At 73.3% G+C, this 24,817-nt stretch carries 32 protein-coding genes; 21 read left to right on the top strand and 11 right to left on the bottom strand.

Features of this window, described 5'->3' with window-relative positions; all coding sequences use genetic code 11:
* The 11 genes from prmC to J4709_RS02905 all read right to left on the bottom strand — a co-directional run bounded on the left by prmC (position 1) and on the right by J4709_RS02905 (position 12,774).
* Complete coding sequence (gene prmC, locus J4709_RS02855) at positions 1-861, bottom strand: peptide chain release factor N(5)-glutamine methyltransferase (protein WP_173099001.1); 861 nt, start codon at positions 859-861, stop codon at positions 1-3.
* Positions 858-1,922: a peptide chain release factor 1 gene (prfA, locus tag J4709_RS02860; RefSeq protein WP_208236546.1), complete on the bottom strand. Its 1,065-nt coding sequence runs from the start codon at positions 1,920-1,922 to the stop codon at positions 858-860. The genes prmC and prfA overlap by 4 nt, the downstream gene beginning before the upstream one ends.
* A 133-nt stretch (positions 1,923-2,055) precedes the next feature.
* Complete coding sequence (gene rpmE, locus J4709_RS02865; RefSeq protein WP_208236548.1) at positions 2,056-2,274, bottom strand: 50S ribosomal protein L31; 219 nt, start codon at positions 2,272-2,274, stop codon at positions 2,056-2,058.
* 186 nt (positions 2,275-2,460) lie between these two features.
* A complete protein-coding gene (locus J4709_RS02870) occupies positions 2,461-3,114 on the bottom strand; it encodes a response regulator transcription factor (RefSeq protein ID WP_208236550.1) in 654 nt (217 codons plus the stop codon).
* Positions 3,115-3,153: 39 nt separating this feature from the next.
* The gene (locus tag J4709_RS02875; RefSeq protein WP_307800895.1) at positions 3,154-4,563 is read right to left on the bottom strand and encodes a sensor histidine kinase; all 1,410 of its coding nucleotides are present in this window, start codon (positions 4,561-4,563) and stop codon (positions 3,154-3,156) included.
* 180 nt (positions 4,564-4,743) lie between these two features.
* A complete protein-coding gene (rho, locus tag J4709_RS02880; protein WP_208236552.1) occupies positions 4,744-6,834 on the bottom strand; it encodes a transcription termination factor Rho in 2,091 nt (696 codons plus the stop codon).
* 468 nt (positions 6,835-7,302) lie between these two features.
* Positions 7,303-8,256: a homoserine kinase gene (gene thrB / locus J4709_RS02885; protein WP_208236554.1), complete on the bottom strand. Its 954-nt coding sequence runs from the start codon at positions 8,254-8,256 to the stop codon at positions 7,303-7,305.
* On the bottom strand, positions 8,256-9,323 hold the full coding sequence (thrC, locus tag J4709_RS02890) for a threonine synthase (RefSeq protein ID WP_208236556.1): 1,068 nt from the start codon (positions 9,321-9,323) through the stop codon (positions 8,256-8,258). The genes thrB and thrC overlap by 1 nt, the downstream gene beginning before the upstream one ends.
* A 42-nt stretch (positions 9,324-9,365) precedes the next feature.
* The gene (locus J4709_RS02895) at positions 9,366-10,688 is read right to left on the bottom strand and encodes a homoserine dehydrogenase (protein ID WP_307800896.1); all 1,323 of its coding nucleotides are present in this window, start codon (positions 10,686-10,688) and stop codon (positions 9,366-9,368) included.
* Positions 10,685-12,082 carry a diaminopimelate decarboxylase gene (gene lysA, locus J4709_RS02900; RefSeq protein WP_208236558.1) on the bottom strand — a complete coding sequence of 466 codons (1,398 nt, stop codon included), beginning with the start codon at positions 12,080-12,082 and terminating at the stop codon, positions 10,685-10,687. Before lysA ends, J4709_RS02895 begins: the two co-directional genes overlap by 4 nt.
* Positions 12,079-12,774, bottom strand: a complete 696-nt coding sequence (locus tag J4709_RS02905) for a DALR anticodon-binding domain-containing protein (RefSeq protein ID WP_208236560.1) — start codon at positions 12,772-12,774, stop codon at positions 12,079-12,081. Before J4709_RS02905 ends, lysA begins: the two co-directional genes overlap by 4 nt.
* A 194-nt stretch (positions 12,775-12,968) precedes the next feature.
* On the opposite strand from J4709_RS02905, the gene J4709_RS02910 reads away from it, so the two are divergent.
* From J4709_RS02910 to J4709_RS03010, 21 genes are all read left to right on the top strand, one after another.
* Positions 12,969-13,229, top strand: coding sequence for a hypothetical protein (locus tag J4709_RS02910; protein ID WP_208236562.1), 261 nt, complete (start codon positions 12,969-12,971; stop codon positions 13,227-13,229).
* Positions 13,226-13,492: a hypothetical protein gene (locus J4709_RS02915; RefSeq protein WP_208236564.1), complete on the top strand. Its 267-nt coding sequence runs from the start codon at positions 13,226-13,228 to the stop codon at positions 13,490-13,492. Before J4709_RS02910 ends, J4709_RS02915 begins: the two co-directional genes overlap by 4 nt.
* Positions 13,489-13,704 (top strand): hypothetical protein, encoded by a 216-nt coding sequence (locus J4709_RS02920; RefSeq protein ID WP_208236566.1) that lies wholly within the window; start codon positions 13,489-13,491, stop codon positions 13,702-13,704. The genes J4709_RS02915 and J4709_RS02920 overlap by 4 nt, the downstream gene beginning before the upstream one ends.
* Positions 13,705-13,887: 183 nt before the next feature.
* A complete protein-coding gene (locus tag J4709_RS02925) occupies positions 13,888-14,109 on the top strand; it encodes a hypothetical protein (protein WP_208236567.1) in 222 nt (73 codons plus the stop codon).
* A gap of 2 nt (positions 14,110-14,111) precedes the next feature.
* Positions 14,112-14,651, top strand: a complete 540-nt coding sequence (locus J4709_RS02930; protein ID WP_208236569.1) for a DUF6879 family protein — start codon at positions 14,112-14,114, stop codon at positions 14,649-14,651.
* Positions 14,652-14,660: 9 nt separating this feature from the next.
* Positions 14,661-15,509, top strand: coding sequence for a helix-turn-helix domain-containing protein (locus tag J4709_RS02935; protein WP_208236571.1), 849 nt, complete (start codon positions 14,661-14,663; stop codon positions 15,507-15,509).
* A 122-nt stretch (positions 15,510-15,631) separates the two neighbouring features.
* Entirely contained in the window at positions 15,632-15,889 is a 258-nt protein-coding gene (locus tag J4709_RS02940) for a hypothetical protein (protein ID WP_208236573.1), read from the top strand.
* Complete coding sequence (locus J4709_RS02945; protein WP_208236575.1) at positions 15,886-16,104, top strand: hypothetical protein; 219 nt, start codon at positions 15,886-15,888, stop codon at positions 16,102-16,104. The genes J4709_RS02940 and J4709_RS02945 overlap by 4 nt, the downstream gene beginning before the upstream one ends.
* On the top strand, positions 16,101-16,289 hold the full coding sequence (locus tag J4709_RS02950) for a hypothetical protein (RefSeq protein ID WP_208236577.1): 189 nt from the start codon (positions 16,101-16,103) through the stop codon (positions 16,287-16,289). Before J4709_RS02945 ends, J4709_RS02950 begins: the two co-directional genes overlap by 4 nt.
* Positions 16,289-16,522: a hypothetical protein gene (locus J4709_RS02955; RefSeq protein ID WP_208236579.1), complete on the top strand. Its 234-nt coding sequence runs from the start codon at positions 16,289-16,291 to the stop codon at positions 16,520-16,522. Before J4709_RS02950 ends, J4709_RS02955 begins: the two co-directional genes overlap by 1 nt.
* 409 nt (positions 16,523-16,931) lie before the next feature.
* Positions 16,932-17,192 (top strand): hypothetical protein, encoded by a 261-nt coding sequence (locus tag J4709_RS02960; RefSeq protein ID WP_208236581.1) that lies wholly within the window; start codon positions 16,932-16,934, stop codon positions 17,190-17,192.
* A 92-nt stretch (positions 17,193-17,284) separates the two neighbouring features.
* Positions 17,285-17,626, top strand: a complete 342-nt coding sequence (locus tag J4709_RS02965) for a hypothetical protein (protein WP_208236583.1) — start codon at positions 17,285-17,287, stop codon at positions 17,624-17,626.
* Positions 17,623-20,631 (top strand): AICE element replication initiation protein, encoded by a 3,009-nt coding sequence (locus J4709_RS02970; RefSeq protein WP_208236585.1) that lies wholly within the window; start codon positions 17,623-17,625, stop codon positions 20,629-20,631. The genes J4709_RS02965 and J4709_RS02970 overlap by 4 nt, the downstream gene beginning before the upstream one ends.
* 185 nt (positions 20,632-20,816) lie before the next feature.
* Positions 20,817-21,158: a hypothetical protein gene (locus tag J4709_RS02975; protein WP_208236586.1), complete on the top strand. Its 342-nt coding sequence runs from the start codon at positions 20,817-20,819 to the stop codon at positions 21,156-21,158.
* On the top strand, positions 21,155-21,652 hold the full coding sequence (locus J4709_RS02980; RefSeq protein WP_208236588.1) for a hypothetical protein: 498 nt from the start codon (positions 21,155-21,157) through the stop codon (positions 21,650-21,652). The genes J4709_RS02975 and J4709_RS02980 overlap by 4 nt, the downstream gene beginning before the upstream one ends.
* Complete coding sequence (locus J4709_RS02985; RefSeq protein WP_208236590.1) at positions 21,649-22,395, top strand: hypothetical protein; 747 nt, start codon at positions 21,649-21,651, stop codon at positions 22,393-22,395. Before J4709_RS02980 ends, J4709_RS02985 begins: the two co-directional genes overlap by 4 nt.
* A gap of 19 nt (positions 22,396-22,414) precedes the next feature.
* The gene (locus J4709_RS02990; protein WP_208236592.1) at positions 22,415-22,864 is read left to right on the top strand and encodes a hypothetical protein; all 450 of its coding nucleotides are present in this window, start codon (positions 22,415-22,417) and stop codon (positions 22,862-22,864) included.
* Between the two features lie 14 nt (positions 22,865-22,878).
* Positions 22,879-23,262, top strand: coding sequence for a hypothetical protein (locus J4709_RS02995; RefSeq protein WP_208236594.1), 384 nt, complete (start codon positions 22,879-22,881; stop codon positions 23,260-23,262).
* Positions 23,259-24,113 carry a hypothetical protein gene (locus J4709_RS03000; RefSeq protein ID WP_208236596.1) on the top strand — a complete coding sequence of 285 codons (855 nt, stop codon included), beginning with the start codon at positions 23,259-23,261 and terminating at the stop codon, positions 24,111-24,113. The genes J4709_RS02995 and J4709_RS03000 overlap by 4 nt, the downstream gene beginning before the upstream one ends.
* Positions 24,110-24,388, top strand: a complete 279-nt coding sequence (locus J4709_RS03005; protein WP_208236598.1) for a hypothetical protein — start codon at positions 24,110-24,112, stop codon at positions 24,386-24,388. Before J4709_RS03000 ends, J4709_RS03005 begins: the two co-directional genes overlap by 4 nt.
* Entirely contained in the window at positions 24,385-24,807 is a 423-nt protein-coding gene (locus tag J4709_RS03010; protein ID WP_208236600.1) for a hypothetical protein, read from the top strand. Before J4709_RS03005 ends, J4709_RS03010 begins: the two co-directional genes overlap by 4 nt.
* Positions 24,808-24,817 lie beyond the last annotated feature (10 nt).

Genomic DNA, 24,817 nt, shown 5'->3' on the forward strand with positions numbered 1-24,817 from the left:
CTAGTCGGTCGCGAGGCGGGCGGTGACGAAGCGGTCCCGGTTGGTGAGGTCGCGGCGGTTGCGGACGTCCCGCCAGCCGTTCTCCTCCGCGAAGACCCAGTAGACGCCGTTGCCCTGCAGGTCGCTGTGCTCGACGGCGACGTAGCCGCCGGGGCGCAGCAGCCGGCGGGCGGTGCGCTCGACGACGCGGATCGCGTCCAGGCCGTCGTCGCCGCCGCCCCACAGCGCGTCCGCCGGGTCGTGGTCGCGCACGTCCGGCGGCACGTACTCCCACTCGCTCATCGGGATGTACGGGGGGTTGCTGACGACGAGGTCGACGGTGCCGTTCAGCTCAGGCAGCGCGGTGCCGAAGTCGTCCAGGTGCAGGCGGACGCGGCCCCGCTCGTCCAGTTCCTCGATGTTGCGGGTCGCGTGCACGAACGCCTTGGGGTCCTTCTCCACCGCGTGCACGCGCGCGCGGGGCGCCTCAAGGGCGATCGACAGGGCGATCGCGGCGGAGCCCGTCCCGAGGTCGACGACGAGGGGGTCGCGGACGTCCATGTCCCGCAGCGTCTCCAGCGCCCAGCCGACCATCACCTCGGTCTCCGGGCGCGGCACGAACACGCCGGGGCCGACCTTCAGCTCCAGGTAGCGGAAGAACGCCCGGCCGGTGATGTGCTGGAGCGGCTCCCCCGCCTCGCGGCGCGCCACGTACTCCCAGAACCTGGCGTCGAACGCGCCGTCGGGCACGCCGTGCAGCTCCGAGCGCTTCACCGCGTGCACGGCGGCGGCCAGCTCCTCGGCGTCGGCGCGCGGCGAGGCGGCCCCGGCGTCCGCGAGCCGCGCGGTGGCCCTGGCGATCTCGTCCAGCAGCAGGCTCATGACTTCTGGGCTTCGGCCAGCCGGGTTTCCATGTCCGCGTCGACCAGCGCCTGCGTCACGTTGTGCAGGTCGCCGTCGAGCACCTGGTCGAGGTTGTAGGCCTTGTAGCCGACGCGGTGGTCGGAGATCCGGTTCTCCGGGTAGTTGTAGGTGCGGACCCGCTCGGACCGGTCCACGGTGCGGACCTGGCTCTTGCGCTCGGCCGCGGCCGCCGCGTCCGCCTGCTCCTGCGCCATCGCCAGCAGCCGGGACCGCAGGATCCGCAGCGCCTGCTCCTTGTTCTGCAGCTGGCTCTTCTCGTTCTGGCAGGAGACGACGACGCCGGTCGGCAGGTGCGTGATGCGGACCGCCGAGTCGGTGGTGTTGACGCTCTGCCCGCCCGGCCCGGACGAGCGGTACACGTCGATGCGCAGGTCGTTCGCGTCGATCTGGACGTCCACGTCCTCGGCCTCGGGCGTCACCAGGACGCCGACGGCGCTGGTGTGGATGCGGCCCTGCGACTCGGTCGCGGGCACCCGCTGCACCCGGTGGACCCCGCCCTCGTACTTCAGCCGCGTCCAGACGCCCTCGTCCTGCGAGCCCTTGGTCTTCACCGCGACGGTGACGTCCTTGTAGCCGCCGAGGTCGGACGGGTGGGAGTCGAGGACCTCGGTCTTCCACCCGACCCGCTCGGCGTACCGCAGGTACATCCGCAGCAGGTCGCCGGCGAACAGCGCGGACTCCTCGCCGCCCTCGCCGGCCTTGACCTCCAGGATGACGTCCTTGGAGTCGTTGGGGTCGCGCGGGACGAGCAGCCGGCGCAGCCGCTCCTCGAGCTCGTCCTTGCGCTTGCCGAGGTCGGCGGCCTCGGCGGCGAACGCCTCGTCCTCGCCCGCGAGCTCGTGCGCGGCGGCGAGGTCGTCCTCGGTGGACGCCAGCTCCCGGTGCGTCTCGACGATCGGCCGCAGCTCGGCGTAGCGCTTGCCGAGCCGGCGCGCCAGGGCCTGGTCGGCATGCACGGACGGGTCGGCGAGCCGCCCCTCGATGTCGGCGTATTCGCTGATGAGTTCGTCGAGATTCACGGTGTGTCCTGGCCCGTTCCGGCGCGGGGGCCGCGGCGGCCTCCGGATGCCGACTCCGGACGGCCCGGGGACCTGGAGAGTCCCCGGGCCGTCCCTGGTCGCTGTGCGGCGCTCCGCGCCGCGCGGCTCAGAGCTACTTGCCGGCCTTCTTCTTGCCGAAGCGCTGCTCGAAGCGCGCCACCCGGCCGCCGGTGTCGAGGATCTTCTGCTTGCCCGTGTAGAACGGGTGGCAGTTCGAGCACACGTCGGCGTGGATCACGCCGTTCTCGGCGGTGCTGCGCGTCTCGAAGGTGTTGCCGCACGTGCACGTCACGGTCGTGACGACGTAGTCCGGGTGAGTGTCGGGCTTCATGGGTTCTCCTCGCATGAGGCGGTCGCCGGGCGCCCCCGCTCGCACGGCCTTTCCGCAGGGCGGGGCCATGGGCGATGGGGGAGGCGTGAACCGGTACCGCAGCGGTTGCACTCCAAGTGTGCCAGATACCCGAACGTGCCGAGGTCATCGGTCATTCCCGATCACCGCCGGGCGCCCGCGGGCCGCTCAGGCGGCGGCGCGGCCCAGGTAGGCGAGCACGGCCATCACCCGGCGGTGCCCGCCCTGCGCGGGCTGCAGGTCGAGCTTGGCGAAGATGTTGGAGATGTGCTTCTCCACCGCGCCCTCGGTGACGACCAGGTCCTGCGCGATGGCGCCGTTGGAGCGGCCCTGCGCCATCAGCCCGAGCACCTCCCGCTCGCGCGGCGTCAGCGCCTCCAGCGGGTCGCCGGTGCGGCGCCGGCCGAGCAGCTGCCCGATCACCTCCGGGTCGATGACGGTCCCGCCGGCGGCGATCCGGCGGACCGCGTCGATGAACTCCGCGATGTCCGACACCCGCTCCTTCAGCAGGTAGCCGACGCCCTCGGCGCCGCCGCCGATCAGGTCCGTCGCGTACCGCTCCTCCACGTACTGCGACAGCACGAGGATCGGGGTGCCGGGGCGGCGCTCGCGGACGGCCAGCGCCGCGCGCAGCCCCTCGTCGGTGAACGACGGCGGCATCCGCACGTCCACGATGGCGAGGTCCGGCTCGTGCTCCTCGACGATGCCGAGCAGGCCGGGGCCGTCCCCGACCGTCGCGACCGTCTCGATCGCCGCGTCCCCGAGCAGCCGGACGAGCCCTTCGCGCAACAGCACCGAGTCTTCGGCGATCACTACCCGCATGCCCCCATTATCGGGCCTCGCGGCCCCCGCGCGCTCCGGTCACCAGGTGCAGGGCAGGTCCGCGCGGACGATCGTCGGGCCGCCGGGCGGGCTGTCGACGATCAGCATCCCGTCGATGGTGGCGGCCCGGTCGGCGAGCCCGGCGAGGCCGCCGCCCGGCCGCGCCACCGCGCCGCCGGCGCCGTTGTCGGTGACCTCGACGACGACCCAGCGGTCCTCCCGGGCGACCCGGACGGACGCGCGGGTCGCCCGCGCGTACTTGGCGATGTTGGCGAGCGCCTCGGCGACGATGAAGTAGGCGATGCTCTCCACCGCGGCGGGCGGCCGCTCCGGCAGGTCGACGTCCACCTCGACGGGGACGGGCGCGCGGCCCGCCAGCCCGGACAGCGCCGGGTCCAGGCCGCGGTCGGTGAGGATCGCCGGGTAGATGCCGCGGGCCAGGTCGCGCAGCTCGGTGATGGCCTCCTTGGTGCCCGCGTGCGCCTGCTCGATCAGCTCCCGCGCGCCCTCGGGGTCCTGATCGAGCTTCGCCCGGGCCCGGCCGATGTCCATCGCGACGGCCAGCAGCCGCTGCTGCGCGCCGTCGTGCAGGTCGCGCTCGATGCGGCGCCGCTCGAACTCCGCGGCGTCGACGCCGCGCGCCCGGCTGGCGCGCAGGTGCGCGGTCCGCTGCCGCAGCTCCCGGTTCTCCGCCTGGGACGCGTTCGGGCCGAGCATCAGCCGCGCCCACGCCGCGTGCGCGATCGCCGTGCCCCGCGTCACGTACAGGGCGCCGGCCAGCACGACCAGCCCGACCGCCGACACCGGCAGCGCCTCGACCGGGTTGCCGGACCAGTACGTCACCTGCCCGAGGTTGATCTCCATGCCGCCGCCGAACAGCACGATCAGCGGCATGAACAGCAGGGTGCCCGTCAGGCCCCACACGATGGCCGACAGCACGAACTCCACCAGCGTCAGCGGGAACAGCAGGCCGAGGTAGACCAGGTCCTTCCAGGTGGCGGGGTCGGCGGCCATCGTCCGCAGCCGGACGAACGGGTTGCGGCTCTCCGGCATCGGGCGGTACGGGTCCGGGACGGCGACGCCGAACGCGGCCCGCACCAGCCGGCGCTCCAGCCGCGCGCCGAACCGCCACGCGACCATCAGGAGCGCCAGCAGCGGGAACCCCACCCAGACGATCAGGAGGCCGAGGGACAGCGACAGCCCGACGGCCAGCGTGACGAACCAGCCGAGCCCGAACGCGAGACTCACCGCGATGTACAGCGCGGACGTCCAGCTCACCGCGGACCGGGCCATCGCGGCGGGACGCCACGAGCCGTCCATGACCGACGCCCGGCGGCCGCCGGCGGGCGTCGCGCCCCCGCCGTGGGCGCCGCCGTGGGCCCCGTCCGGGGTCCCGGCGCGCGCCGGCGGGGCTCCGCCGCCCCCGATGTCCCTGCTCAGCTCGCCCACGTCGTCCCTCCGCGCCCGTTCCAACCTATGGTGCAAGCCTGCCTTCCCGGCCGTCCGGCCACCATGGAGGTCCCCGCCGGATGGGGGTGGGGCTAACCCCACCATCCCCCGCCGCGCGTCCCCCGGGAAAGCGGAACGCCCCCGCCCGGAACCCGGACGGGGGCGTGTCGCGGTGCGGGATCAGCGATCGTCGGAGACCGTCGTCTTCTGCACCTGCAGCAGGAACTCGGCGTTGGACTTGGTCTCCTTCATCTTCTCGATGAGGAGCTCCAGCGCCTGCTGGGTGTCGAGGGCGTGCAGCACCCGGCGCAGCTGCCAGACGACCCGCAGCTCCTCCGGCGCCATGAGGATCTCCTCCTTGCGGGTGGACGACTGGTCGACGTCCACCGCCGGGAAGATCCGCTTGTCCGCGAGCGACCGGTTGAGCTTCAGCTCCATGTTGCCGGTGCCCTTGAACTCCTCGAAGATGACCTCGTCCATCCGGGAGCCGGTCTCGACCAGCGCGGTGGCGAGGATCGTCAGCGAGCCGCCGTTCTCGATGTTGCGGGCCGCGCCGAAGAACCGCTTGGGCGGGTACAGCGCGGTCGAGTCGACACCGCCGGACAGGATCCGGCCGGACGCCGGCGCCGCCAGGTTGTAGGCCCGGCCGAGGCGGGTGATCGAGTCGAGCAGCACGACGACGTCGTGGCCCAGCTCGACGAGCCGCTTGGCGCGCTCGATCGCCAGCTCGGCGACCGTGGTGTGGTCCTCGGCGGGACGGTCGAAGGTCGAGTGGATGACCTCGCCCTTCACCGTCCGCTGCATGTCGGTGACCTCTTCGGGACGCTCGTCCACGAGGACGACCATCAGGTGGCACTCCGGGTTGTTCTTGGTGATCGCGTTCGCGATCGCCTGGAGCACCATCGTCTTGCCGGCCTTCGGCGGCGACACGATCAGCCCGCGCTGGCCCTTGCCGATCGGCGACACCAGGTCGATGATCCGCGTGGTCAGGATGTTCGCGTCCGACTCCAGCCGCAGCCGCTCCTGCGGGTACAGCGGGGTCAGCTTGGTGAAGTCGACGCGGCCCTTGGCCTGCTCCGGCTCCATCCCGTTGACGGTGTCGAGCCGGACGAGCGCGTTGAACTTCTCGCGCCGCTCGCCCTCGCGGGCCTGCCGGACGGCGCCGGTGATGACGTCGCCCTTGCGCAGGCCGTTCTTGCGGACCTGCGCGAGCGAGACGTACACGTCGTTCGGGCCGGGCAGGTAGCCGGTGGTGCGGACGAACGCGTAGTTGTCGAGGATGTCGAGGATGCCCGCGACCGGGATGAGGACGTCGTCCTCGCTGATCACCGGCTCCTCGTAGCGCTCGCGGGCGCCGCCGCGGCCCCGGTTGCGCTCGCGGAACCGGCGCCCGCGCCGGCTCCGGCCGCCCTCGTCGTCGTCGTGCTGGCCGCCGCCGCCCTGGCTCTGGCCGCGCTGGCGGCCGCCCCCGTCGCGCTCGCCCCGGTCACCGCGCTCGCCGCGGTCACCGCGCTCGCCCCGGTCGCGGCCCTCGCCGCGCTCCCCGCGCTCGCCGCGGTCACGGCCGCCGCGCTGGCGCTGGCGCCCGCCCTCGCGCCCCTCGCGGCCGTCCCGGCCGTCGCGGCCGCCGTCCCGCTCGCGGCCGCCCTGGGCCTCGCCGTCCTCGGAGCCGCCGCTCTGGGCCGCGGCCGGCTCCCGGTGCTGCCGCTCGCCGCGCTCCCGGCCCTCGGACGCCCCCCGGTCCTGCTTGTCGCCCGCGCGCGCGCCCTGCCGCCCCTGCCGCTCGGCCTTCTCGGGCCGGCCGTCCTGCTTGTCGGCGGCCGGCTGCTCCGGCGCGCCCTCGGGCAGCGCCGTCTGCTCGGCCGTCTCGCGCTTGGCGGCGGCACGGGTGCGGCGCGGCCGCTCGGCCTTCGCCGGCGCCTCGGCCTTGGAGTCCTGCGCGGCCTTGGAGTCCTGCGCGGGCTTGCCCGCATCGGCCTCGCCCGCCACGGCGGCGGCCTTGGCAGCGCCTCCCTGCTCGCCCGCCGAGCCCTGCCCCTGGCCGCCCTGCTTCTCCTGGATGGCCGCGATGAGCTGGCTCTTGCGCATCCCGGTCACACCGGTGATGCCGAGGCTGGACGCGAGCGCCTTGAGCTCGGGCAGCACCATGGCCGAAAGGCCGGTGCCGCTCCGGCGGCGCCGGGGGGCGGCGGGCTCGGCGCCGTTCTGCGCGGCGCCGGCCGCGGGTGCCGTGCTCGATGCGTCCGTAAGGAGTTCGCTGGATTCGCTCACTAAGGGTCCTTCCCAGGGAGCGGGCGTCGGCCGGCGTTCGGCCAGTCAACCCGGTAATACGGCCCGGCGGGGGCGCCGAGTCGGGCTCCGCTGATCACGATGGGGCCGGGATCGGCGATTTTCTGGGCACAGCCAGATGGTGGACGGGACGGTTCGCTCGCACGCTGTCCCCGCTACCGCCACGTCCGAAGTTTCGCTGGAATGCCTGACAACGGAATGTCACGGTGTCGGGGAGCCTGGTACGCGGGACCGACACGGCCGGAGGGCCGGTCAGGTGACGCGCGGCTGACGAGCACGCGGCCCCGAACGGGGCATCTGGTGCGGCAATCAGCCTAACATCACCAGGGCGCACTGCTATTCCCCAGAGGTCGATGTCTTCGCATTTTACCTAGGTGGATCTTGCGGGGACCCACACCGTCCGGAGCGTCGCGGCGGCCCGGGCCGCCGTCGGCCCGGCCCGCCGCCCCGTCACGTCCGGCGGTCGGGTTCACCGGGCACGACGCGGGCACCGCGGGTCGCGACGTCCAACGGGTGTTCGTGCCACCCATTACCCACTCGCGGCGCCATCGAATCAACTCGTGATGCGTTTGTGAAGGCCAGGACAGTGGGCCCCGCCCCGGAAATCACCGCGGGCACTCCGGCGGAACGCAGCCGTTCGACGAGTCGCACCGACTCCGGCATCGCGGGGGCGCGGTAATTCTGGTGCAGCCGGTCTTCCGTCGCGTCCAGCAGCACCGCGTCGCCGAGCCCGCCGGAAAGCGCGGCGACGAGCAGCGCGGCGCGCCCCGCGTTGGCCGCGGCGTCGGCGTGCGGGACGGTCGCGGGCAGCAGCCCGCGCGCCCGCTCGGTCGCCAGCCGCTGCTCGGGCACGAACGCCACCACCTGCGTGACCTGCGGTTCCAGCCGGACGAGGCGCGCCCCGTCCGGGGCCGTCCAGGCGATGGTCAGGCCGCCCGCCAGGCACGGCGCGACGTTGTCGGGATGCCCCTCGACGTCGGTCGCGAGGCGCAGCGCGGCGTCGTCGTCCATCAGGTCGCCGTGCGGGTGCAGCGCGCGCGCCGCGACGATCGCCGCGACGATCGCCGCGGACGACGAGCCGAGCCCGCGGCTGTGCGGGATCCGGTTGCGGCAGCGCAGCCGGATGCCCTTCGGCTGCCCGGCCGGCTGGCCGGGTCCGGCCGCGGCGAGCTCGTCCAGCACGTCGAACGTCCGGCGCAGCACCTTCACGATGAGGTGCCGTTCGCCGCGGTCGGCGACCTCGGCGCCCTCGCCGTCCACCTCGATGGACACCCCGTCGCCGGCCAGCGTCACCTCGACGTCGTCGTGCAGCGACAGCGCGAGGCCGAGCGAGTCGAAGCCCGGCCCCAGGTTGGCGCTCGTCGCCGGCGTCCGCACCAGCACGGACCGCTCCGGCGCCCCCATCAGGTGAGGCCGAGCGCGGAGGCCGCCTCGTGGGCGTCGACGCGGACGACGGTCGGCGCGGGCGCGCCGGAGATCGCCCAGTCGGGGTCCTTGAGGCCGTTGCCCGTCACCGTGCAGACGACCTTGGAGCCGGCCTTCACCACGCCCTGCTCGGTGGCCTGCAGCAGGCCCGCGACGCTCGCCGCGGACGCCGGCTCCACGAACACGCCCTCCTCGCGCGCCAGCAGCCGGTAAGCGGCGAGGATCTGCCGGTCGGTGACCGAGTCGATCGCACCGCCCGACTCGTCGCGTGCGGCGATCGCCAGGTCCCACGACGCGGGGTTGCCGATCCGGATCGCGGTCGCGATCGTCTGCGGCTTCAGCACCGGCTCGCCCTTGACGAACGGCGCCGCGCCGCTGGCCTGGAAGCCCAGCATGCGGGGCGTCCGAGCGGCGACCTTGTCGGCGGCGTACTCCTTGTAGCCCATCCAGTACGCCGAGATGTTGCCGGCGTTGCCGACGGGCAGGCAGTGCACGTCCGGGGCGTCGCCGAGCGCGTCCACGATCTCGAACGCCGCGGTCTTCTGCCCCTGCAGCCGGTACTTGTTGACGGAGTTGACCAGCGCCACCGGATAGTCGACCGACAGCTTGCGGGCCAGCTCAAGGCAGTCGTCGAAGTTGCCGTCCACCTGCAGCAGCCGCGCGCCGTGCACCAGCGCCTGCGCCAGCTTCCCCATCGCGATCTTGCCGTTGGGGACGAGCACCGCGCACGTCATCCCGGCCCGCACCGCGTACGCCGCCGCGGACGCCGAGGTGTTGCCGGTGGAGGCGCAGATGACCGCCTTGGCGCCCTCCTCGGCGGCCTTGCTGATCGCCATCGTCATCCCGCGGTCCTTGAACGAACCGGTCGGGTTGAGGCCCTCGACCTTCAGGTGCACCTCGCACCCGGTCAGCTGGGAGAGCCGGACGGCCGGCACCAGCGGCGTGCCGCCCTCCAGCAGCGTCACCACGGGCGTCGCGTCCGTCACCGGAAGCCGGTCGCGGTATTCCTCGATGAGGCCACGCCACACGCGGGCGTTCCCGTTCACGTCAGTGTCTCCTTGGCTGACCTGCGAATGTGGACCCGGATTCTACCGGGGTGTCTCTTCGCCCTCGACGCGCATGACGCTCGCGACCTCGCGGACGCTGTCCAGCCCCCGCAGGCCCTCCACGACCGCCGACAGCGCCGCGTCCGGGGCCCGGTGCGTCACCACCACGAGCTGCGCCTCCTCGCCCAGCCCCACCTGCCGGACGGCCTGGATCGACACCTCGTGCCGCGCGAACTCCGCGGCGACGGCGGCGAGCACGCCGGCCTCGTCCGTCACGTCCAGGTGGATGTAGTAGCGCGTCACGGTCTCGCCCATCGGCAGGACCGGCAGCTTCGCGTACGTCACCTCGACCGGGCCGGGCGTCCCGCCGACCACGTTGCGCGCCACCGCGACCAGGTCGCCGAGCACCGCCGACGCCGTCGGGGCGCCGCCCGCGCCCGCGCCGTAGAACATCAGCGACCCCGCCGACTCCGCCTCCACGAACACCGCGTTGTAGGCCTCGCGGACGCTCGCCAGCGGATGCGTCCGCGGGATCATCGCCGGGTACACCCGCACCGACACCCCGCGCCCGTTGCGGCCGTCCTCGGACGGCACCCGCTCGCAGATCGCCAGCAGCTTCACCACGCAGTCCATGCCCGTGGCGCCCGCGACGTCCGCCGCGGACACCTCGGTGATGCCCTCCCGGTGCACGTCCGCCGCCGTCACCGGGGTGTGGAACGCCAACTGCGCCAGGATCGCCGCCTTCGCCGCCGCGTCGAACCCCTCGACGTCCGCCGTCGGGTCCGCCTCCGCGTACCCGAGCGACTGCGCCTCCTCCAGCGCCTCGTTGAACCCCGCGCCCGCCGAGTCCATCTGGTCGAGGATGTAGTTCGTCGTGCCGTTGACGATGCCGAGCACCCGGTGCACGTGGTCGCCGACCAGCGACTCCCGCAGCGGCCGCAGCAGCGGGATCGCGCCCGCCACCGACGCCTCGTAGTACAGGTCCGCGCCGTACTCGCGGGCCGCCGCGAACAGCGTCGCCCCGTCCTCGGCCAGCAGCGCCTTGTTCGCGGTGACGACCGACTTGCCGGACTTCATCGCCTCCAGCATCAGCGTCCGGGCCGGCTCGATCCCGCCGATCACCTCGATGACGATGTCCACGTCGTCCCGCGTGACCAGGCCCTGCGCGTCCGTCGTCACCAGCGCCGGGTCGACGCCCGCGCGGACCCGCTCGGGCCGCCGCACCGCGATCCCGGCCAGCTCCAGCGGCGTCCCCACCCGCGCCGCGAGGTCGTCGGCCTGCTCGCGCAGCAGCCGGACGACCTCGCTGCCGACGACGCCGCATCCCAGCAGCGCGACCCGCAGCGGGCCACGTTCGGGTTTCACGCTCGGACCTCCGCATCCGCATCCAGCCGCAGCAGGTCCTCGGCGGTCTCCCGGCGGACGATCACGCGCGACCTGCCGTCCTTCACCGCCACCACGGCGGGCTTCGGGACGTGGTTGTAGTTACTGGCCATCGATCGACAGTACGCACCGGTCGCGGCGACCGCCACCAGGTCCCCCGCCGCAATATCTTCGGGGAACCACAGGTCCCGCACGACGATGTCCCCGCTTTCGCAGTGCTTGCCGACAAGCCTACTGAGCATGGGTGATGCGTCGGACGACCGGCTCGCGAGCGCGCCGGTGTACTCCGCGCCGTACAGCGCGGTCCGCAGGTTGTCGCTCATCCCGCCGTCCACCGACACATACGTCCGCAGGCCCTCGACGTCCTTCACCGTGCCGACCTCGTACAGCGTCACCCCGCCCGGGCCGATGATCGCCCGTCCCGGCTCCACCGTCAGCCGCGGCATCGCCAGCCCGTACGCCCGGCACTCGTGCGCCACGATCTCCCGCAGGCCGTCCGCCATCGACTTCGGGTCGTGCGGCTCCTCCCCCGGCAGGTACGCGATCCCGTACCCGCCGCCGAGGTCCAGCTCCGGCAGCTCGACGCCGTGCTCGTCGCGGATCGCCACCAGCAGCTCCGCCAGCCGGTGCGCCGCGACCTCGAACCCGTCCACGTCGAAGATCTGCGACCCGATGTGGCTGTGCAGCCCCACCAGCTCCAGCTGCTTCAGCGCCAGCACCCGCCGGACCGCCTCCAGCGCCGCCCCGGAGCTGCGGGAGAACCCGAACTTCTGGTCGTCGTGCGCGGTCGCGATGAACTCGTGCGTGTGCGCCTCGACGCCCGTCGTGACCCGCACCATCACCTTCGGCCGGACGCCCCGGTCCTGCGCCAGGTACCCCAGCCGCGCGATCTCCTCGAACGAGTCGACCACGATCCGGCCGACCCCGGCCTCCAGGGCCTTCTCCAGCTCCCAGGACGCCTTGTTGCTGCCGTGCAGCGTGATCCGCTCCGTCGGGAAGCCCGCCGCCAGCGCGACCGCCAGCTCCCCGCCGCTGCACACGTCCAGGCCCAGGCCCTCCTCGTGCAGCCACCGCGCCACCGCCGTGCACAGGAACGCCTTGCCCGCGTAATGCACGTCACCGTCGTGGAACGCCGCCGCGTACTCGCGCGCCCGGGACCGCACGTCCTCCTCGTCGTAGACGTACAGGGGCGTCCCGTACTCGCGCGCCAGGTCCCGCACGTCGACGCCGCCGATCGTCAGCACGCCGTCCGCACGGGCCGCGCCGCGCGGCCACACGTGCGCGGCCAGCGCGTTCAGATCGTCCGCCGGCCCCGCCGGGTGGTCTTCGGGCAGGACGTCAGCGTGCCGGGGCCCGGCAGGGTGAACTCGACTCATATCCGCTCTCTAGGGGTCTCACCGAACATCTTCAGGCCGTTGCCGAGGGCGATGCGCACGGCCCGCGCCAGCCCGGCGCGTCCCGCGTGCACCGCCCCGGGTTTCTCGTCCCCCAGGGGCACGGCCGGGCACCGCTCATGGACGTCGTGGTACGCCCCGGCGACCCTCTCCAGACAGAACGCCAGCGGCCCGGCGTCGCCTTCCCGCTCGGCCTGAGCCGCCCGCCCCGGCACGTCCGCGAGCACCCCCACCAGCCGCTTCTCCACGTCCGCCAGGCTTTCGGGCAGGCCCTCTCCGATCCCGAGTTCCCGGGCCCACCGCCCCGTCCAGCACGCCCGCGCGTACGCGTACCGCACCGCGAACCCGGGGTTGGCGAACGTCCTCGGCCGGTCGTCCCACACGTGCGCCGGAACCCGCGCCGTCCCGTATCCGGGGTCCCGCAGGATCGCGCCCACCACGTCCGCCGCCGGCATCTCCACCCGCACGAACCCGCGTCCGGTGACCGTCCCCCCGACCCGCTTCGCGATCACCGCGGGCTCGACGCCCAGCACCAGCGCCACCGGGCTCTCGAAGACCCCCGCCTCGCGCGCGAACACCAGCGCCTCGCCGGGCACGGCGACGTCCAGCTCACCGTCCGCGACGGCGGCGCCCACCGCCGCCACAAGGGCGTCGCTCACCTCGGCCGGAGTCACCCTGGTGAGACTATCCGACCACTATTCGAGACCCAACGCTGCGCTTGACCTACGGATTTGCAGGTGGCCGATCAACGCTACGGGCGAAATATCTCTCACTGAGATGTAACCCCGACGCCACATACAAGCGGCCCCGAACCGGTGTTCCAGCACCGGCCGGGGCCTAGGGATCAACCTTGCAGGAGGCCAACCCCATGGCTCACGAGCCTACCGAGCGCTCCACCACCGCCGACCGGGTCCGTGCGCTCGCCGTCCGCACCGGCGCGATTGAGAACCAGATGCGCGGCGTCGGCCTCGACGGCGTCGCCGAGATCGCACGGGCGTCGCGCGTCTCGCTGGACGAGGCCGCCGAGGTCGCCGACATGGGACACGAGGACCAGGCGAGCCGGGCGGCCTGCACGGCCGTGAAGCGGCTGAACGTGGCTCTGCGCGTCGCGCAGGGGGCGGGACGATGACGAACCTCCCCGGCAGCGTCGGGCCCTACGAGTCCGACCAGCAGGCCGCCGCGACCGTCCGTGAGGCGTACGCGGCCGGGCCGCTCGCTCCGCACGGCACCCTGGCCCGGTTCAACCGCGACCGTCTCACCGCGGCGTGCGAGGCCGCAGGCGTCGAGCTGGGCGCGTACGACCGGCGGGTCGTCGAGTGGCTGGCGGGATGGGAGCCGGAGACGGTGGCGGTCGTCGTCGGCCTGGTCCTGCGCGCGGGCGGCCGGTCATGAGCGCCCGCCCGGACGCCCTGCGCGTCGCGCAACTCGAGGCCGAGGTGGAGACGTTGCGGACGGCTCTCGGCATGCTGCAGAAGCTCGTCAACGCCCTGTACGAGGACGGCGGCGAGACGCTGAAGGCGCAGGAGGCCGAGCAGCAGCAGCAGGCGGCCGAGGTCGCCGATCGGCGTGCCGCGTTCCGCGTCATCCCCGGCGGTGCCGCGTAGCCCGTTCCGCCCGTCAGCGCCCCGTACGGCCATCCGGCCAGCGGGGCGCTTGCACGTTGCGGGGCGCCTCGGTTGCTGCGGTGCGGATCATGTGGCCTCGCGGCCATTGACGCGGTACCGAGGAGGCGCTCACGCTGCCTCGGGTGAGCAAGTCCACGCAAACTGCTTAGGGAGGCCACGACCATGCGGCTACGGTTCCTCGGGACGGACTCCAACCAAGGCGGGTGCCCGGCGATGTACGCGACCGACCGCGGCACCTACGTGGTGCAGGGGAAGGTCGTCACGGACGCAGCGGCGATCGGCGACGTTCGCGACCTCGCCGACGACGAGACGGTCGTGGAGATCGAGCCCGCGCTCGTCCGGTACCTGATCGAGCACTACAACGACCACCACGCGAAGGGGTGACCGTGGCCGACCTGCTGACCGGCGATGACTTCGGCGCGATGTTCCAGGACGTGCGGCGCTACGCGTTCCGGCTCGAAACGCGCAACCGGTACAACGTGCCCGACGAGCGGCCGTCCTTCGAGGCATTCATGGCCGGCCGCCGGGAGCTCGACGAATCTGTTCGCTCCGGCCCGTGGTACGACATGACTCGCCAGGCCGCCCGGGAAGGCCGCCCGTTCGCGCGCGTGCGGATCGTCTCGACTCCCCTCAACGACTACTCCCGGTACGCCCTGTGGGCTGCGCAAGGCAACCTCGCCGCGGGCGAGGAGATCCGCTATCTCGATCGGGACCGGGCCGAGGCGCTCGGCTTGCCCGTCCGGCCGCCGCATGACGCATGGCTGCTCGACGACGAGCGGATCGCCGTCCTGCACTTCGATGACGAGGACCAGTTGCTCGGCGCCGAGCTGCTCGACGACCCGACCACCATCGAGCAGCACCAGGCATGGCGAGACATCGCCTGGAAGACGTCGGTGTCCCGGGACGAGTTCCTGCGGAGCCTGTGACCGCCGCTCATGTCCTTGTCTCACCAGCAGGCCCGCGAGGCGCTCGGCGTGCGGCTGCGCGAGCTGCGCCAAGACGCGCGGCTCGCCCAGCGCCGCCTCGCCGAGCTGGCCAGCTGGCACGAGGCGAAGGTCTCGAAGATCGAGCACGGCAAGCAGACGCCCAGCGAGGACGACATTCGGACGTGGTGCCGCCTGGTCGGCGCCGACGACCACGTCCCGGACCTGATCGCGACCGTCCGGAACATCTCCTCGGCCTATCGGGAGTGGCGCCGCGAGTGGCGCGCCGGCGCGCACCGGCGGCAGCAGACCTTCGCCGCGCAGGAGGCCGAGACGAGGCTGTTCCGGGTCTTCGAGCCGGTCGTGATTCCGGGCCTGCTCCAGACCCGCGAGTACGCCGCGCAGCGGTTCCGGGACAACATCGCATTTCACGGGACCGGCGGCGACGTCGACACGGCCGTTCAGGCCCGCATGGACCGGCAGGACATCCTCCGCCGCGGCGACCTTGACCGCCGGTTCCACATGGTCATATGCGAGGTCGCGCTGACGATCGGCCTCGCCGACGATGAGGTGATGGCCGCGCAGTTGGACCGGCTGCTGACGTTGTCGATCCTGCCGCGTCTCAGCCTCGGCATCATCCCCACGCGGGCCCGGCATCGGCGCGCTCCGATGCATGGGTTCTGGGTATTCGACGAGCGCCTAGTCCTCGTCGACACCGCAGCGGCCGAGCTGGCGATCACGCAACCGCGGGAGATCGCGGTGTACGTCCAGGAGTTCGATTGGCTCGCCTCGTCGGCCGTCTATGGCTCGGACGCGCGTGACCTCATCGCGGGGGCAATCCGGGCGCTGCGAGCAAGCTGAAGCAAGTCCCTGGCCATCTGGGCGGGCTGCTAGCCACTGTGGAGACGGCCTCACCAATCGGCCCCGGCCCGACGCGTGAACGTCAGGGAGTCCGGGGCCTGACCAGGAAGGTAGTCCTGGCTATGGCAACGGTAGCGGATCCATCGTCGAGCGCGGAGGAGTTGCAGCACGCTCTGCTCGTCGCGCTGCACGAGGACTTTCCCGGCTGGGCGTTCACCTGGGGACCGCGCAAGGCGCACCCGTGGGAGGCGCGCCAGCAGATCGGTTTTCACTCGCTCGGCGGGGCGTGGGCGATCAAGGCCAAGGACGCCGAGATCCTCCGCGAGCTGGTCACAGCCGCCGTCAGCGCCGCGGCGAAGATCTCCGGAGTGCAGCCGTGACGCTCGGCGCGTTCGAGGACACCGCGACGTTCAGCGCCGAACCGATCCACCGAGCCGAGGCCGACCGGTTCCGCGAGCTGTACGGCGTCACCGCATGGTTCGGGCACCACACCCGGAAGTGGTGGGCGCTGGTCGACCAGCGGGACCTGGTCGAGGGGACCACGCCGGAGCGGCTCGGCGAAGCCATCATGGCGGCGCGCAGGAGGGCGGCATGACGGCCGAGGACGTCCGCGACCTGGTCGACGAGATGCGCCAGGCGTTCCCCGGCTGGACGGTCGTCGAGGTCGGCGGCCGGTGGTACGCCGCGCGCGGCCCGCTCAACGGCCTCCAGCTCCCCGCCGACGCGCTCGAGGCCGACTCCCCGGCCGCGCTGTACCTCCAGCTCGAGGCGAAACGCTGATGACCAGGGTGGGGCGGTTCACGCTCGCCAAGGACGGCGGCCTGTGGTTCCTGCTGAACTGGGACAAGCAGATCGTCGGGACGCTCGTCCCGCAGCCTGACGGCACGTGGCGGTGCCGTGTCCCGGACGGCGGCGTGACGACCGTGACCGTCCCGGGCGACGTCGCCGAGGACGACCGGCCGGAGTACGTCGCCCGGCAGGTCGTGATGCCGAGCGCCCAGCGGCGCCCCTGAACGCGTGCCGGTCGCGGTCGCGCTGTCCCCAACAGCAACCGCGGCCCGCGGCCGGCGCGCCCTGGGCGGCACTCCCGCCCGTCTGGACGCCGCGGCCTGGGGATCGCGCGAACACCCTGCGGGGTGGGTCTTCAGGCCGCGGTCTCTCGCGGAGCGCTTAAACGCTGCGCTATGATCGTCGGCAACAACAGAACACCGAGTTCGCTAACCCGGACAGGCTGAGGCCCACAAAAACCTGACACAAAATGCCTCGACCCAACCTGTGCTTCCGCCTGACCTGGTGAACGGTGACACGAGGGCTTGAGCTGGTCTCGCCCTCCGCCTTGAGGGAGGCAGCGCCGAGCAGCACATGAATTGAAGGAAATTCATGTGCGCTCGGCGTTCGTGCTTTTCACGGGAGAAACACGCCGTGTCCCTCACTCCTGAACAACGGTCGCTGCGCGCCTCAATCGCCGCGCATGTCCAATGGTCGAGAGAACCGGACCGCACCGCACGGACCGCGACCGCCCGCCGCGCCTTCCTCGACCGCTTCGAGCGCGAGGTCGACCCGGACGGCACCCTCACCCCCGAGGAGCGCGCCCGCCGCGCCGAGAACGCCCGCAAGGCGCACTTCAAGCGCCTCGCGCTGGCATCCGCACGGGCCCGCAGCAACCGCGCCGCGGCGTCGTGACCGCGCCCCAGACGCGCGAGGCCGGGCCCCACCACGGACCCGGCCGCCGCCCTCGACTCCGCTCCAACGCCACGATGAAGACGGATCCCCCGATGATGCCATCCCAGATCGGCCGCGACCACTCACATCCGGCCATCGCCTGCGATGACTGCACGGCAGTCGGCAACCCGGACACCCTCACCCTGAGCCACGACGACGGGTGCCCCGTCGGACGGGGGCTCGACGAGATGTCCGCCAACGACCGCGCGTTCTTCGAGACCCGGCCGAACGCCCCGCACCGCGTCCGGCCCGTCTGCTGGGCTGAGGCGCAGCACCTCAAGCGATCCGGCGCCGTCCCCGCCGACGTCGACCTCACCGGCTGGCGTGTGCGCATCCGGCCCATCGGACCGGGTATCCGGTCCCGTCAGTACCTCCCGCCGCGGGGTGGTGCGTGACCACCGCAACCGCGCCCGCCCTCGACGTGGACGCCGTCCGGGCCTGGCTGAGCTACCTCGGCCAGGCCCCGGGCCTGCTGTCCATCTGCTCGACGGGCAACTGGGCAGGCCGCGCCTTCGAGGACGTCGAGCCCGCCACCGAGTACGTCCGCCACCTCGACGCCCAGGGCGCCGAAGGGATCTACGCCCGCGTCACCACCCTGCGCGAGCGTCCGACGCGCCGCGGCGGCGCCGAACTCTCACACGCGTTCTTCGGCCTCTGGGCAGACCTCGACATCGCCGGCCCCGGCCACAAGGCCACCCCCGCGCCTCTACCTCCCGACGAGGACGAGGCGCGCCACGTACTCGCCGCCGCGGGCCTTCCCGAGCCGAGCCGCCTCATCCACTCCGGCGGCGGCCTCTACCCGTGGTGGCTGCTGACCGCCCCCCACATCCTCGGTGACGACCGAGCCGCCGTCGAAGCACTGTCCGCCCGATGGCAAGAGGCCATCGCCCGCGGCGCCGCCGCACTCGGCTACCACTACGGGACCGGCGTCGGCGACCTCGCCCGCGTCCTCCGCATCGCCGGCACCGTCAACCGGAAGGAAGGGCTCGCCCGCCCGTGCCGGATGCTGCCGCACACCGGCCCCTCCTACAGTCTCGCCGAGCTGCAGCAGGCCGCCCCCGACCGCGCGCCCGCCGAGCCGGTCCGCTCCATGCACGCGTTCGTGCAACCGGGTTCGGTCTGGTCGCAACCCGGCATGGACAGCGGAAGCCCCTTCGACGCCCTCGCCGACACCGCGACGTGGTCCGACCTGCTCATCCCGCACGGCTGGACCCTCGTCGGCACCGAACGCGACGGCGCCGAGCTGTGGAAGCGGCCCGGCGGCACCTCCGAATACTCGGCGCGCTGCGGGCACAACGGCGTGCCCGTCATGGTCGTCCACTCCACCGACGCCGGTCTCCCCGCCGGGCCCGGCAACCACCTGACCAAAGGCCGTGTGTTCGCGCACCTGAACCACCGCGGCAACGAATCCGCCGCCGCGTCCGATCTCCGCGCCGCCGCATCCGGAGACCCCGCCGCCGGGCCCGCCCGCGCGCTCCCCGGGCACGTCCTGGCCGCCATCGCTCAACGCTGCCGCCTCACCCCTTGGACGCCGCCCCGCGCGGCCGCCCCGGCGCCCGGCGGAGACGACGAAGACGAGCAGGCCGGTCCCGCGAAGACGGCGGCGGCCCGCCTCGTCGATCTGGCCGAAGCGAACTACCGAGTGTTCCTCGGGCAGGACGGCGAACCGTACGCCGCCGAGCTCGACGGTTCCTCGATCGTCCGTCCTCTGCGTGGCCGCGCAGGGCTCCGCCAGCAATTGAGCCTCGACGCCTTCACCCAGACCGGAAAGCCGCCCTCGACGAGTGCGCTCAGCGACGCCCTGAACGTCCTCGAAGCGAAAGCCACCGTCGCACCTCCCGAGGTTGTCCACCTGCGCGTCGCACGAGCAGGGAACCGCCTCGTGATCGACATGGGCACCCAGGACGGCCGCCTCATCGAATGCGGCCCGGACGGCTGGAAGATCACCACCAGCGCGCCCGTGCTGTTCCGGCGTACCGCGCTCACCGGCGCCATGCCCGAACCGCTCCCGAACGGGACCCTCGACGCCTTCCGCAGCGGCCTCAACGCCGACGAGGAGAACTTCCGGCTCATCGTCGGATGGATGCTCCACACCCTCATCCCGGACGAGCCGCACCCCGTCCTCGGCCTGGTCGGCGAACAGGGCACCGCGAAGACCACCGGCGCGAAACACATCGTCGGCATCATCGACCCCTCACCGGCGCCGACCAGGTCCGCACCCAAAGACGCCGAGGACTGGGCCGTGACCGCGTCCGGGTCATGGGTCGTGCCGCTCGACAACATCTCGTCCATCCCGCCGTGGTTCTCCGACGCGCTCTGCAAGGCCGTCACCGGCGACGCCATGACCCGCCGCGCGCTTTACACCAACAGCGACCTTGCCGTTCTGGCGTTCCTCCGGCCCGTCCTGATGACCTCGATCGAGGCCGGCGCGCTCCGCGGCGACCTCGCCGAGCGGATGCTCCCGATCGAGCTGCAGCGCATCAACCCCGCCCAGCGGCGCCCCGAAAGCGACGTCCGGGCCGCATACGAGGCCGCCCTACCCGGCACCCTCGGCGCCCTACTCAACCTGCTGTGCAACGTCCTCGCCGCCCTCCCGGACGTGCAAGCCACCAACCTGCCGCGCATGGCCGACTTCACCCGGTTCCTCATCGCCCTCGACAAGGTCACCGGCTGGACGACCCGCGAGGACTACGAAGACACCTTCACCGACCTCGCCGACAACGTCATCGACGGCGACCCGTTCGCGACCGCGATCCGCGACCGCGTCCACAAATGGGGCGCATCCGACGGCACAGCGAAGGACCTGCTGGCCTGGGCAGAGAAGCCCCTCGACGTCTGGCAGGCCGTCGACACCCGCGCCCCGAAGGGCTGGCCGAGGACGCCTCGCGGCGCCGCCGGCGCCCTCGCCCGCGTCACGCCCGCACTCATCGCGGCCGGGATCACCGTCGACCGCTACAAGACCAGCGACGCCAAACGCGAACGCCGCATCAGCATCCGACGCGCCCACATGCCCCCTTCCTCGGACGGTCGGACGGTCACCCCGGACGGTTCGGACGGTACCGATTTCCAACCGTCCGAACCGCACCCCCATTCTGACCAGGGGAAACGCGCCACCTCGGACGGTTCGGACGGTTCGGACGGTTCTCCCCCTTTGTTGAACTCAAAAAGAAGGGGAGAGCAGGCACGCGGCCCTGGAAGCAAAGGGGTAGGGACGCAACCGTCCGAACCGTCCGAACCGTCCGCCGGGCTCTCTGACCAGCGCGAAGACCCCGGACGATTGCCCGGACGATCTCGGACGGTCGGACGGTGCACAGGCTGCGGTGAACCGATGACCCTCATCACGCCCGGCCAGGTCTGCCACCCAAACGCCGACTGCGAAAGCCGCGCCCATGGCCGCTGACGCCATCACCGCGCGCGGCGTCGCCCTCGGCTTAGAGAGCCCAGACCGTGAATGCCCCTCGCCACGCTTGGTCGCGGCCTCGCGCACATGTGCCTGGGTGCGCGAGGCCGCGACGCCACCGCCGCGAACGTTCGCTTCGCGTCACGCGTGCGCGTGCCCATACCTACGAGAGAGGACACGGGATCATGACCACGACCCCGCCCACGCCGGACGGCCAGGACGCCGAGGCGCCGGAACAGCGGAAAGGCCGGTACTGCGGTTGGACCGGCAAGGAACGGTACGACCACGGCTCCCTGAAGCTCCGTGCCGCGTTGACCAAGCTGGCCCGCGATCCTGACCCGGCCGCCCGCGCCGCCGGCGCCCGGTTCTCCGACGAGGCCGCGGAGTTCATGTGGGAGCTGGCCGCCCGCGCGGACGGACAGACGGCCTCGTCGAAGCGCGCGGGCGCAACCGCGGCGAGGATGCTCGCCCACCTCGGCCCCAAGCTCGACGAGTTGCGGGCCGCGCAGGAAGCCCGCCGCCCGTGATCCCGGCGGGCGGCGCCCAGGACGCGCGTCCCGCCATGGCGGCGGGCGGGGGCGCGTACCTGCCCGCCGCGGTGTGTGGGGGCGCGTACCTGCCCGCCGCGGTGTGCGGGGGCGCGTACCTGCCCGCCGCGGTGTGCGGGCCGTTCTGGCGCGTGCTGCGCGCCTACCTCGCCCGGCACCGCGCCGACGGCGGACAGGTAGCGCCCGACGTCGCCGCCGCCCTCGACGTACTCCGCGCCGCGCACCTCGCCCACCTCGTCGAGACGACCGCGAACGAACCTGTCCGCGCGGACGGTCCGAACATCGGCGCATCCTCGGCAACGGATTCCGGACCGGTCCGGACGGGCGACCTCGCCGCGCGCCTGGGCGTCACCGAGCAGCACGCGCGGCGCCTCGCCCGCCGGGCCGGGGTCACCCCGGTATCGCGCGGCCTGTGGGCCGCGCAGGACGCCGCCGCGCTCGTCGCGGCCCGACGAGGAAGGCCCCGCCGATGACCCAACCCACACCCCCCGCCGCCGCTGCACCGGCCGCACCGTTCTGGAACCTCGGCACCTCCGAACCCGCGGCGATGCCGCCCGCGCAGCAGGACCCGGCCATCGCCGCCGCGACCGCCGCCGGCGATGCGCTCCCCCAGCAGCTCGAGGCGATCCGGCAGAACGCCGACCTGTCCGAGCTGGCCAAGGCCGAGCAGGTCACCGCCGCCTACGAGAACCACCTCGCCGCGCTCGGCCAGCACCACGCCGACCTGACGGCGCGGCGGACGGCGCGGCTGGAGCATCTCCAGGCCCGCATCCCGACCGGCCCCGGCTTCCCCCCGGACGCGTCCGCCGCGGACCGCGCCGTCCTGGCGACCGCGTTCCGCTCCGCGCTCGACCAGGCACGGACGACGCTGCCGAAGGACCGGGTCGGCGCCCTGGACGACGCGATCCGGTTCGGTGACGACGTCCAAGTCCGCGCCCTGCTCACGGCCGCGCAGGACGACAGCGACACCAAGCTCGTCGACCGGTGGGCCGCCGCGACCGGCAACACCGTCCACGTGGCCGAGATCCGCGCGCTGCGCGCCCAGCTCGCCGGACAGGACACCGGGACCGCGGGTTGGGAGCGGCGGGCGTTCTGGGCGCCGCAGCGCCCGGCCGAGGTGATGGACCTGCCGACGCTGCGGATGCGCGCCCAGCAGGCCGCCGCCCGCAACCGACCCACCGGCGGCGGCATCAACGCCGCCCGCACCTACCGCTGACGGAAGGAACCACGCCCCCATGGCCACCACCAAGCCCGCCCCGCACGAGGCCGAGGCCGATCTCCGCGCCGCCGCCCTCGAGCAGCTCCGCGGCGAGGCCGCGGACGAGACGAACCGGTCCGGGCCGCTCGTCGCCGCGGTCGACACCGTCCGGGCCGCGGTCGCGGCGCTCGTCGAGGGCGTCGCCGACCACAACGCCCGCGTCTCGCGCTGGCACACCGCCGCCCGTAACGCGGGCGTGCCCGACCGCACCGCGCCCCGCAACGTCGAGGCGCCGGCGCCGGTGGTGTTCGGGCAGGACGGCGCGGTCGTCGTCGACGGCCGCGAGTTCCGGCCCCTCGACGCCGCGACGCTCGTCGACGTCATCGTGCACCAGGCGATCCGGCCCGGTGAGGCATGGTCCCCCGCCGGGGACCGCGTCCACGCCTGGGACGTCCCCGCGCGCGTCCGCGCCGCGGCCGGCGACTGAACGGGCGCCACAGGATGGACGAGGCGGGCACCACGACGGACGGACCGGTCGTGGTGCCCGCTGCGCTGTGCGGGCCGCTGCTGGCCTACCTGACGCGCGCCCTCACCCGCGACGTACGCGACGCCGGCGCCCGCATCCCGCCCGACCTCGTCGCGTTCCTGCGCACCCTCCACAACGCCACCGAACCGCCCCCGCTTGCCGATCACGGCAACCCCGACGAGGCACCCGAAACGATCGAGGGGACCGGGTGGTCCACCGTCGCCCAGCTCGCCGCCTACTCCGGGCACCCCGCCCGGACGTTGCGGCACTGGGCGGCGGCCGGCCGGGTCCGCGCCCGCCGGATGGGCCGAACCTGGCTGATCGACCCCGACAGCCTCACGGGAGACACCACGCCATGACCAAGACCACCGCCCCGCCGCCGCGCGTCGCCGAGCTGCTCGCCGCGGACGCCGACGCCGGGCACGTCACCCCCGGCGACGTCCGCCAGGCCGAGCAGGAAGCCGCGGACGCCGCCGCGCTCGTCGACGCCCTCGAAGGCCGCGTGATCGACGGCGACGAGTCGGTGACCGCCGACCAGATCAGCGCACAGCGGGACCTGTCCCGCTTCGCCGAGCTCCGCGCCCAGGCCACCGCCCGCAAGGCCAAGCGCGCCGCCCGCGCCGCCCGCCTCACCGACTGCGAGACGCTGCGCGCCGAGATCGAGGCGTACGCCACCGGCACCGGCGCCCGGTACGCCGAGCTGCTCCAGGCCGCCGAGGACGCCGTTGCCGCGTTCACGGCCGCCGTCGCCGACCGCAACGCCCAGATCGGGACGTGGCGGGCGCGCATGGCCGAGCTGGGCGTACCCGCGCACGGCAACCCGCTCGTCCCGCCCGCCGAACACGCCCACCTCGGCCAGCTCCCCGGCTCCGGCGTCATCGCCGGCCGACGCCGCCTCGACACCGTCGACCCCGGCCCGTGGCTCGGCCGGATGCTGGGCCGGGTCGCCGACGCCCACGCCCGCCCCGGCGGGCTGACGCTCCGGCCGGGCAACAAGATCGAGCCGGGGGCGTCCATCTCGCCCCGTCCCGCCGCCGACGTCTACGACCAGCTCGCCGAGGTCGACGCGCCCGTGCAGGACCCGCCGGAGAACCTGCGGTTCTTCCGCACCACCGGCGGCGCCGTCCTGGTCCTCGACCACGAACCGACCGAGCACGAGGCCCGCGGCATCACCGCCGAGATCACCCGGGGGGAGGCGTGGGGCCAGTGACCGCACCCGTGCAGCGCGACGAGGCATGGCTCGTCGCCGCCACCCCCGACCAGATCACCGCGGCGTACACCTCCGGAGAGCTCGCCGAGCTGCTCGCCGCCCGCAGTACGCCCGTCGACGAGGACGCCGCCGGCGACACGGTGCCGGACGGTCAGGTGCCGGCGGGCGCTCTCGCGACGATGCGGCCGGACGAGGTCGCCGAGGCGTACGCGGCGGGCCGCCTCGACCACGCTCTCGGCCGCCCGGCCGTCCGCACCGCGACGGCGATCGCGTGAGCGGCGACCGAGCAGCCCGCCGCCGCGCCGCTCACTCGATACGTAAGGCCGCCCGCCGCGCCGACCGGGCCGCGACCCGCAACGAGGCCGCGAAGGCGGCAAGAGCGGCGACCAGGGCGTCGCAGACACCCGCCGAGGACGGTCTCACCGCCGCCGTCGAGCTGATCCGCGCCGTCCGGAACGGCCTCTCGACCGCCGACCTCGGCACGCACATCACCGTCATCACCCGCGACCTGCTCGACGCCCACCCGGGCCAGTACGCGACCGCGAACGCCTGGCTTGTCGGGCAGCTCGCGACGCTCGCCGCGCACGCCTGCGACCAGTGGGACACCGCCACCGGCGACCCACAGGCCGGCCGATGGCTCGACGCCGTCGACGACCACGTCACCGCCCACCACACCGCACGCAAGCAGGACTAGGAACCGCCCC

This window comes from Actinomadura violacea (genome assembly GCF_017573465.1).
GTDB lineage: Bacteria > Actinomycetota > Actinomycetes > Streptosporangiales > Streptosporangiaceae > Spirillospora > Spirillospora violacea.